This is a genomic window from Algoriphagus sp., assembly GCF_024305035.1.
GTDB lineage: Bacteria > Bacteroidota > Bacteroidia > Cytophagales > Cyclobacteriaceae > Algoriphagus.
In genome coordinates, this window is sequence record NZ_JAMWZB010000029.1 from 52,528 (window position 1) to 58,575 (window position 6,048).

Genomic DNA, 6,048 nt, shown 5'->3' on the forward strand with positions numbered 1-6,048 from the left:
TCCAGGAACGATTATCGAAAACCAAAGTAATTTTTTCTTTCACGGTTGAAAGTATATCCATCAAAAAGCAAAGTTTCAATAGGGATACCCATAAAAACTACTAATTTTTTATTGCAAACGATTGCGTTAACGTTTGCATAAAAAAAAATTTTTTCGCCTACAAGGTCTTTACAATCAATATCTTGAAAATTTAAATTTAAGGCTATATTGAAAATGGGTTTCTGTAAAAGGGATTAAAGTGTATATTCATTTCTCGGAAAAATATAATTTTATGAAAATCGGTCAAGCCACTATTAAAGATATTGCAAAAGAGCTGAATGTTTCCTCTTCTACGGTTTCTAGGGCATTAAAAGATTATCCCGGAATTTCTGACCAAACCAAACGAAAGGTGAAAGAACTTGCCGAGAAACTCAATTACCGACCCAATGCCATCGCCCTTTCCCTTCGAAAAAGCAGATCCTTTACCATCGGGGTGATCATTCCTGAGGTGGTTCATTTCTTTTTTTCTACAGTCATCAGCGGCATCGAAGAAGTGGCTTACGCCCGAGGGTATAATGTTATTCTCACCCAAACCAATGAAAAGCTAGTTCGCGAAAAATCAAGCATAGACACCATGCTCTCCAATCAAATTGATGGCTTTTTAGTAAGTTATTCGAAAGAAACGGAGGATTTTGAGCATTTTTCAAAATTACTTGATCAAGGGTATCCGATAGTTTTTTTTGACCGGGTACCAGCAATTCCCCATGCCATCAACGTCATGGTGGATGATTATCAAGGCGCATACGATGCTGTCACTCATCTCATCCACCAAGGTTATGAGCGAATAGCGCATTTGGCAGGGCCAAAAAGCCTGATGATCAGTAAAGAGCGGGAACGTGGGTACCGTGATGCATTGACTAATCACGGCATTGAAATCAATTCCGATTACATTATCGAGTGTCCCGTCGGCACAGATGACGAAAGCCAGCGGATCACTCAAGAGCTTTTTCAACATATCAAGCCAAGACCTGATGCCTTTTTTGCCAATAATGACATGGCTGCCGTCGGTGCAATGCTTGCCTGTAAGGCAATGGGCTTACAAATTCCGGAGGATGTAGGTATTGTAGGATTTAGCAATTGGCAGTTTTGCTCGATGATTGATCCCAGTCTTTCTTCTGTTGCCCAACCCGGATTTAATATGGGGGCCAAAGCGACTGAAATCTTATTGGATATTATTGAGAAGAAAATTGAAGCTAAAGAATTCGCTTTGCCTGTTACCTTGGAAACAGAACTTTTGGTCAGAAAATCATCGGTGCGCTTAAAATCCTGATTTTTTTTATCGGAGTGAAAAAAAAGATGCAATCGATTGAATAGGTCAAATTTCTTTCAATAGGCAGTTTTAGATTCATCCTTGGGACCAAAATCTGCTTATACCAACCCTATGGTAGATTTTTAGGTTTAATAATCGTTTCTAAATTAGCGATCATTGATAGTTTTTATTCAGCTAAATCAATTAGCATTATGCCTCAACATAATTCATCATCGCGCCATTTAGGGATGGGAAACGTGACAGAATGGAACGAATTTGAATTCGGAATAACAGGAAAAACCAATCAAGCCTATTTTCAGCTAAGCGTGTACGATGAGGGAACAATTAGAGTCCAGGCTAGCAAAAATGATCATTTTGAATTCAACCCCTATGCGGTTGTACAATCTCCAAAGGCTGTCCCTTTTTCAATAAAAAGTGATTCAAATCAAATAACCCTCACCACCAGTTTGCTGCGTGTGGAAATATTACTTTCAGGGTTTTTAATTCGCTTTTTTACCCGGGAAGGGGAGTTTATCAATGAGGACGATTCATTGGGGATCTCTTGGATAGGTACTGAAGTCAGCTGTTATAAGCGCGTGAGACCGGCAGAAAAATTTATCGGACTTGGAGAAAAAACCGGAAATCTCAATCGTGCGGGAAATGCATTTACCAATTGGAATACAGACTATTTTGCCTATGGTGTCGGTGATGACCCGCTGTATATGAGTATTCCTTTTTATATCGGGATTCATGAAAAAGCCAACTACGGAATTTTCTTTGACAACACCCATAAATCGGTTTTCAACTTTGGGGCTAGCACCAATCGCTTCATTTACTTTAGTGCCGAAGACGGAGATATGAATTACTTCTTCATTTACCGTCCCAGTGTCTCGGAAATCATTTCGGGTTACACCGAACTAACTGGAAGAATGGAGATGCCTCCTATCTGGTCTTTGGGTTTTCAACAATGCCGGTACAGCTACTACCCAGACTCGGAGGTTAAAACGCTCGCCAACACGTTCCGGGACAAAGACATGCCTGCAGATGTGATCTACCTGGACATTCATCATATGGAAGAATATAAGGTATTTACATTTGATGGAAAAAGTTTTCCAGATCCCAAAGGCCTGATCACTGAACTTAAGAAAAAAGGCTTCAAAGTAGTCGTAATCATGGATCCGGGGATCAAAATAGAAAAAGGCTACTTCCCTTACGATGAAGGAATACAGCAGGGACTTTTTGTAAACTATCCGGATGGAGAAGAATACCAAGCCCAAGTTTGGCCGGGATGGTGTGCCTTTCCGGATTTCACCAATGAGCAAACCCGAGCTTGGTGGGCTGAGAAAATGGCCTTTTACACCGAGGCTGGAGTGGATGGTTTTTGGACGGACATGAATGAACCGGCATCTTGGGGACAGTTTACACCAAATTTGATTGAGTTTTCTTTTGAGGGAGAAACCGTTTCTCATCGAAAAGCCAGAAACATCTATGGTATGCAAATGGCACGAAGCGCTCAGGAGGGATCAAAACTTAACCGAAAAAATCAGCGCCCTTTTATCTTAACTAGATCTGGCTATGCGGGTATTCAGCGCTATGCTGCTGCCTGGACAGGAGATAATGTGGCCTCTGAAGAACACATGTTGGCCGGAGTGAGACTGGTCAATAGTTTAGGAATCAGTGGGGTTTCCTTTGCGGGCTATGATGTGGGAGGTTTTGCAGGTGAGGCAAGCAAATCCTTATTTGCCAGATGGATGAGCTTGGGCGTTTTTGCCCCACTATTCAGGGCACATTCGATGATCAACAGCAATGATGCCGAGCCCTGGGCATTTGGTGAAGAGGTGGAGGAAATTTCGCGTAATTATATGAAACTGCGTTATGCTCTACTTCCAACGATTTATTCTAAATTTTATCAATCCACTCAAGACGGATTGCCCCTCTCAAAATCGTTGGCAATTTCGTTTCCCCACGACCCAAACGTCTTCCAAACGGCTTATCAAAATCATTATTTATTCTGCGATCATTTTTTAGTTGCACCAGTAGAAAGTACCCGAGATATTGCAAAAGTTTACCTCCCAAAGGGATCCTGGTATTACCTTTATTCGGATAAATTTTACTTGGGAAATCAAGAGATCTACCTTGAAACTCCATTGAATTATCTACCAGTTCTAGTAGAAGAAAGTGCCATCTTCACTACTCAATCGCCCATTTCCCATAGCGGAGAGGCCCCTGATGGTGTGTTATCTATTCACCTGTACAAAGGCGAAAAAGAAAATCAATTTATCCACTACGAGGATGATGGAGAAAGCTACGAATACTTGAACAATGGCTTTTTTAAACGAATCATCCACTATTCACCGGCGGAAATGACCTTGATTTTACAGGAATCTACCGGCGAATTCGAATCTAAATATGAACAAGTAAACTTATACCTCCACGGCTTTCAGACCGATGTGATCACCATCAATGGAAAAAGCAAACCCACTCGAACAACTAATTATGCGTTTTTGAATAAATTATCTGAGTTTGACCCCTTACCCGAGCATGAACAGCCTTATTATGAAATCGAATCGCTGGTCTATGCAAGCTTTAAACATCTTCGGTCAAAAACCATCATTTCAGGGCTTTTTTAAGTCATCTTCTTTCTTCCAACCCATCCTAACCCATGACGCAACACAAAAAAAAATTTAGCTTTTGGCAAATCTGGAACATGAGTTTTGGATTTCTTGGAATCCAATTTGGTTTTGCACTTCAGGGAGGCTTCATGTCTCGGATTTTCCAAACCTTGGGAGCGGATAAAGACACCATTCCCTTTCTTTGGATTGCAGCACCATTGACCGGATTATTAGTCCAGCCAATTGTGGGATATCTCAGTGATCGAACCTGGCATCCCAAGTTCGGCCGGAGAAAACCATTCTTCTTCATTGGAGCGGTTTTAAGTACGGTAGCACTTTTTTTTGCTCCCTACTCTTCGGCACTTTGGATGGCAGCGGGTTCCTTATGGATTTTGGATGCATCGATCAATATCAGCATGGAACCTTTTCGGGCATTGGTTGCCGATAAATTACCGGATTCCCAGCGCTCCTATGGTTTTGTGGTACAAACGTTAATTATTGGCATCGGGACATGGGTCGCTTCCAATTTACCTTGGATGATGACACAACTGGGAGTACCCAATACGGCTGAAGCGGGGGTGATTCCAGACTCGGTCAAATACGCCTTCGGGATAGGAGCAGTTGTGTTATTTGGATCAATCTTGTACACCATTTTGACAACCGATGAATACCCTCCGGAAGATTTGGAAGATTTCCGACGGAAGAATGAAGCAAGTCGGGGATTTTTTGCAGGGTTAAAAGAAATTTTGGGAAATATTGCAAGCATGCCTTCTGTTATGAAAAAACTGGGAGTAGTGCAGTTTTTTTCTTGGTTTGCCTTCTTTACTATGTGGAGTTTTGCGACTCCGGCCATCACTGCGCATGTTTTTGGAGCCACAGACACTACTTCATCGGCGTACAATGATGCCGCCGACAGCGTAGGGAACTACCTGGGAACCTACGGTCTGGTGTCCATGTTTTACGCCTTGATTTTGGCTTTGGTGGCTAGCAAGATAAAAATCAATCGGAAATTGCTCCATTTGGTAAGTTTGATTTTGGGCGGGATTGGCTTTATTTTAATCTATTTTATTCCTGAACCGTGGATGCTGCACATTTGCTTTTCGCTGGTTGGAATTGCTTGGGCAAGTATTCTGTCTATGCCTTATGCCATGCTATCAAGCTCTGTTGATCCCCGAAAAATGGGGGTATATATGGGGATTTTTAATATGTTTATCGTTATCCCACAGATTGTGGCAGCACTTGGTGGGGTCAATTTTCTTTACAAATTTCTCTTTGGAGATGAAGTGATCCATACCATGCTTCTGGCAGGCACTTTCTTGATTTTAGCCGGATTTTCAAATTTGATGATCACCGACAAAAAGGCCATTCATGATTGATTGGAGGTGATTGATCAAAAAAAGGAAACTGCATCCAATCCAAAAAGATAATATTGAACTTAAAAGCGCATTGATTCTCTTACCATGAAAACGTTAAAAATCATAGGAGTACCCGAGCATTTTAATTTTCCTTGGAGGGCTCTGATTGGTCAACAACCACTTGCCAATCACGGAATTGAACTATCCTGGCAGGACGAAAGTCGAGGATCGGGGCAAATGATCAAAGCCTTGAGGAGTGGTGAGGCTGATTTGGGTATTATTCTGACCGAGAGTTTTCTGAAGGCTTTTCAGGAACAAGGAAATCTAAAAATGATGGGCTACCATGTGATTTCACCCTTGCATTGGGGAATTCACATCAGTGCAAAAAGTAAAATCGAATCGTTGAGTGAACTACAAAATCCAATTTTTTTCATCAGTCGTGAAGGCTCGGGTTCTCATTTAATGGCCTCAGTGCTGGCAGCACGGGAAAACTGGCAAAGCCAATCCGTTTCGTATCGAACAGTAGATAACTTACCCGGCGCTTTGTCTGCATTTGAAGAAAATCCTGATGGACTTTTCCTTTGGGAAAAGTTCACCACCCAACCCTACGTGGACCAAGGTCTTGTTAAGCGTATCGATGAAATCCCAAGCCCTTGGCCTTGTTTTGCCCTAATTGCCTCTGAAAAAGCGATGATTGAGTTTGGTGATGTATTAGTTCAAGTGAGAGATTTAGTCTATGAAAAAAGCAAATTATTGAAAAGTTCTACCGAAACGGTTAAGAACATTGCGACAT

At 41.7% G+C, this 6,048-nt stretch carries 4 protein-coding genes; all 4 read left to right on the top strand.

Annotated elements, in window-relative coordinates; translation table 11 throughout:
• The first annotated feature begins 271 nt into the window (after positions 1 to 271).
• Positions 272 to 1,309, top strand: a complete 1,038-nt coding sequence (locus Q0L00_RS15820) for a LacI family DNA-binding transcriptional regulator (protein ID WP_297337857.1) — start codon at positions 272 to 274, stop codon at positions 1,307 to 1,309.
• A gap of 191 nt (positions 1,310 to 1,500) precedes the next feature.
• Positions 1,501 to 3,918: a glycoside hydrolase family 31 protein gene (locus Q0L00_RS15825; protein WP_297337858.1), complete on the top strand. Its 2,418-nt coding sequence runs from the start codon at positions 1,501 to 1,503 to the stop codon at positions 3,916 to 3,918.
• A gap of 32 nt (positions 3,919 to 3,950) precedes the next feature.
• A complete protein-coding gene (locus Q0L00_RS15830) occupies positions 3,951 to 5,276 on the top strand; it encodes an MFS transporter (RefSeq protein WP_297337859.1) in 1,326 nt (441 codons plus the stop codon).
• 84 nt (positions 5,277 to 5,360) lie between these two features.
• Positions 5,361 to 6,048: ABC transporter substrate-binding protein (locus Q0L00_RS15835; protein WP_297337860.1), on the top strand; the 688-nt coding region annotated here is incomplete at its 3' end.

Bases quoted from the DNA above. Each gene is read 5' to 3' on its own strand.
- Q0L00_RS15820 (WP_297337857.1), top strand. From the start codon at position 272: ATGAAAATCGGTCAAGCCACTATTAAAGATATTGCAAAAGAGCTGAAT.
- Q0L00_RS15825 (WP_297337858.1), top strand. From the start codon at position 1,501: ATGCCTCAACATAATTCATCATCGCGCCATTTAGGGATGGGAAACGTG.
- Q0L00_RS15830 (WP_297337859.1), top strand. From the start codon at position 3,951: ATGACGCAACACAAAAAAAAATTTAGCTTTTGGCAAATCTGGAACATG.